This window comes from Allocoleopsis sp. (assembly GCF_036703385.1).
In the GTDB taxonomy this organism is placed as follows: domain Bacteria; phylum Cyanobacteriota; class Cyanobacteriia; order Cyanobacteriales; family Coleofasciculaceae; genus Allocoleopsis.
Window position 1 is genome coordinate 1 of the sequence record NZ_DATNPA010000502.1, and the last position, 3741, is coordinate 3741.

Annotated in this window: 6 protein-coding genes; all 6 read left to right on the top strand. The window is 46.8% G+C overall.

Features of this window, described 5'->3' with window-relative positions; translation table 11 throughout:
- Positions 1–228, top strand: a 228-nt coding sequence (locus V6C93_RS24505) for a hypothetical protein (protein ID WP_333479290.1), incomplete at its 5' end; no start/stop codon positions are given.
- Positions 228–473 carry a hypothetical protein gene (locus tag V6C93_RS24510; protein WP_333479291.1) on the top strand — a complete coding sequence of 82 codons (246 nt, stop codon included), beginning with the start codon at positions 228–230 and terminating at the stop codon, positions 471–473. The genes V6C93_RS24505 and V6C93_RS24510, both read left to right, overlap by 1 nt.
- Positions 470–667 carry a hypothetical protein gene (locus tag V6C93_RS24515; RefSeq protein ID WP_333479292.1) on the top strand — a complete coding sequence of 66 codons (198 nt, stop codon included), beginning with the start codon at positions 470–472 and terminating at the stop codon, positions 665–667. The genes V6C93_RS24510 and V6C93_RS24515 overlap by 4 nt, the downstream gene beginning before the upstream one ends.
- A gap of 47 nt (positions 668–714) precedes the next feature.
- A complete protein-coding gene (locus V6C93_RS24520; protein WP_333479293.1) occupies positions 715–1158 on the top strand; it encodes a hypothetical protein in 444 nt (147 codons plus the stop codon).
- A gap of 208 nt (positions 1159–1366) precedes the next feature.
- Complete coding sequence (locus V6C93_RS24525; RefSeq protein ID WP_333479294.1) at positions 1367–2095, top strand: hypothetical protein; 729 nt, start codon at positions 1367–1369, stop codon at positions 2093–2095.
- A gap of 181 nt (positions 2096–2276) precedes the next feature.
- Positions 2277–3741 (top strand): hypothetical protein (locus V6C93_RS24530; RefSeq protein ID WP_333479295.1); only part of this gene is annotated, 1465 nt, incomplete at its 3' end.

Genomic DNA, 3741 nt, shown 5'->3' on the forward strand with positions numbered 1-3741 from the left:
AAGCTCATCCTGCTCGCCACGATTGCAACCAACCTGGCATTCCATGAAACGAACGAAATTGGAGAAGACTGGGGGCACTTTGACACCTACCAAGAGCTGCCCTCTACCACTGTTGGCGACGAATTGACAAACACATTACCCTCACTCGATAACCTATCACGCGATAACCTGCTCGGATTGTGCGAGGCACTGGTGGCACAACTGCGGTACACGCGGGAGGTGGCGTAATGGAATCTACTAATGTTTCAACCTCCAGTCTTCACAAGGCTATCGCCGCGCTCGCCGAATACCTTGAGGACAAGTTCTCGCCAGACCTGTTCGGCTTCCTGGATGGAGGCACCACCCTGGAGATTATGTCAGAAGCCTTGCTCCGGGTTTCATGCGCTGATGAATGGCAGCGCCTGCTGCAACAGTACCAGCAAGTCGGTGGAACCATCTACTGTCCCGATGACAACGAGTGGGAGGTAGTATGAACGACTCCCTTAAAGAAGCTGCCGAGAAAGCCTTAAAAGATGCTGGAGTGCCTGTAACCCTTGCATCTCTTTGTGCAGAGATTGTAGCCAAAGATGACCCCTCCCTTCCGAATTTAGGGCGCACTGAGGCAGACCAACACTTGATTGATTCCTCAATGGAATGGATGCAAGCTAAAGGCTTTTTCGAGCAGTAATTAGAAGCCCCTGGTGCATTACCAGGGGCAACGCACAGAGATTTCCTATGAAAATATCAGGACGATACAGAGGAGGGCTGTACGCAGGTGTAGCCGCTTGTGGATTCTTGGTTCTTATCGGTTCTACCCATATCCCAGCTGACTTATTACAAGCTGCCCAAAAAGACTCACTCCAGAGAGCCGCCTCACTGGAAAAAGAGCAGTTGAAAGCTCAAACAGACATCGAGAAAGAAGAGCTAAAGCAACAACGTCAAAGAGCAGATGTCGCTGCCGATAACGAAGTAGAACCAACCCGCCCCCACCTTTTAATCATGGGCTATGTCGATAACCCCAAAAAGTTTCCCAAATTAGACAACAGAGCTTTTACTGATGCCCGAAAAATCTACCTTGTAACCGACGCCAACGGGAAATGCATCGGCATTGGGCAAAACAAAAAGTTCCGTTGGAAACATGCTCCCAATAACCAAGACGTTTGTACTCAAGGAAAATAATCAATGACCTTTTTTGAATTCAAAATTCAAAATTCAAAGTTCAAAATTAAGAAGATTAAGAGAAATTTAATGATTTTAAATTACGGGTACAAGCCCCCACCATAATCTTTGATTTGGTGGTCTTCAATTAATAGTGGGTGCAAGCCCCCATTAATTGTCTTTAATTTTGAATTGATAATTTTGAATTTTGAATTGGAGCTCTCGCGACGTGACTCAATCGCCACAACAACAAAGCAAAGCATCCCCAAACACAAACGGAACCAAAGAAACTACAGAAAATGCAGCTAATGAAACCGATGACTTTTACCGGATTGTCGGGAAAATTGTAGACGCTATAGTCCAGGCCGTCGGCTTTCCACTTTACGTGGCTGGAAGAATCCTGGAAAACTTCATGGATTACAACAAGCCAGGTGTCAAAATCCTAGCCGCTCTAGCCATCGTTGGAGGCGTTGTTTTATCCGCCGATGGCTTTTATCAATGGTTTGGTGGCAAACCTTTGTTCCCCTGGTGGGAAGACACCTGGATTCGCTGGGGATGGATCACCGTATGGATGATGCCCAACTTCTGGGGAGCTATTTTAGTTTCTTTAGGAGTGCAATGGCTGGAGAGTAAAGCGATTCGGGGTAAAAAACCCGATGAAGCTAAATCCCAATACGAAGAATCAAAGCATCACACTCTACCTGACCCAAACCCGAAAAACATCGACATTGTAAAAGCGTACTGGAGAGACTACAAAAAATCAGGAATGGGAGAGAGAAGACTGCTCGGATTGTTCATTTTGCTCGTATTTATTGGTGATTTTGCCGCTACCTTCTCTGCACGTAATCCTTGGGGTCGCTCTCCCGGTGAATTCATTGCCATGACAGGCTCTAATCTCATCATCATGATTGCTGGAGAAGCCGGATTCATTCTTTGGAGAAAGACAGTTAAACACTAAGTTTTACTCCCTTCCCACCAGAAGATTACCTATTCCTAACTTCCCCAGCTCCCTCAGCTCCCCCAGCTTCCCTAGCTCCCTCAGCATCGGTATTCTTAGAGCGGGAAGGGAGTAAGTTTTGCACCAGCCATTCCTTTTTAGGTTGGCTGGCTGGAGGACTTAAACCTGTCGGGAGAAGTCTATGAGCGAAGAAGAGAAGGCATCTACTGAAATCTATTTGCCCCCTGACTACAACACGATTGAATATGCACCCATAGAGCTACTAGAGAGGGGCGACACAGACATCTGGTTAAGACGCAGAGGAGACATTTTAAAAACCAAATCCAAGGAAACCGCTCTGGACTGTGAAGCCAGTAAGATTGTTACGCTTGGTGCTGTGGCTGGTGCGGCCATCATGAGTGCTCATCCCCTGGCTTGGATTGGTTTACTCATAGCTGGATTCGGGTATGTTTATACCCTTTTTCAGGAACGACAAGACCTAGGAGTGGTTCACCCAGTACCTCTTTATAGAGGCAAGCTGGGAAACATCTTTGCCTTGATGGAAGGGGAAGAAACAGAGAGACAGCCTTCTTTCATGGATGAAATTGCCTATTTATCCTGTGCAGAAAAGGCAGAAGCAGTTTTGATTCGGGGACGCCTTTCTGAGTTATCGAGGCTGTTGAAGATAGCGCCTCCTAAGGCTCGGTTTGATTTGTATCGCTATACCTGTGACCAGTTTTACCTTAGACAAGACCTAATTTCCGGGGAAGAAGTAGGCCAGTACCTGACTACTGCTGTGAGCGAAGCGCGACGGACAAGGCTACCCATTCAAGAGAATCTAGCATCACCTAAACCAACGGCTAGCTCAGATAGCTCCTTTCAACGCACTGAAGAATTAGCGGTGGGAGCAGAGCCATCGGTGAAAGAGCCTATCACCGTTGTCCTGTTTGACTTCAGCCGCCTCCGCACTGAACCTGATAAATTTGCCCACCTTCGTGTCATCGGTGGTACAGGTATCGGCAAAACTACATTCGTTGACTGGCTGTTAGATGTTTTGGGAGGTGAGCGCTTTGTTATCACTCCCAAGAAAAAGTCATGGAACTGGGTCGGTCTGAAAGTTTATGGCTTGTGGTTTGACTATGAAGCTATCAGGTCAAAGCTGCAATGGATTCACGCAGAAATGTATCGTCGTTACCCCTTAATGGAACAGGGAGAAACCTTTGAAATCACCAATTTTGTAGTAGACGAATGGCGGCTCATCAACACCAACGTCAAAGCCATTAAAGAGCGTGACCCAGAGACGAAACAAGTTAAGGATATAGCTCCCTCTGCCAAAGCGATGATGAAAGATATCATCACCGTTGCCAGGGAATCGATGTTACGGTTAATCGCACTAGCTCAGGGAGAGAATGTCGCGTCCTGGGGATTTGAAGGAGAGTCGGATTTGGAGGAATGTTTTACCGATATTCGCTTAGGAGAATTTGCTATCGATTACGCCAAATCACTACGTAACCAATGCCGCAAGGATAGTGATGATTATGAATACTGGACAGTGGTTTTAGGCGAACTAGAACGGCAAAGTCAACAACGCACTCGTGAGGGTAAATCGATTCCTTGTTGCATGGTAGCAAAGTATCCAGCGCGGATACCTGACCTAACCGATTGGA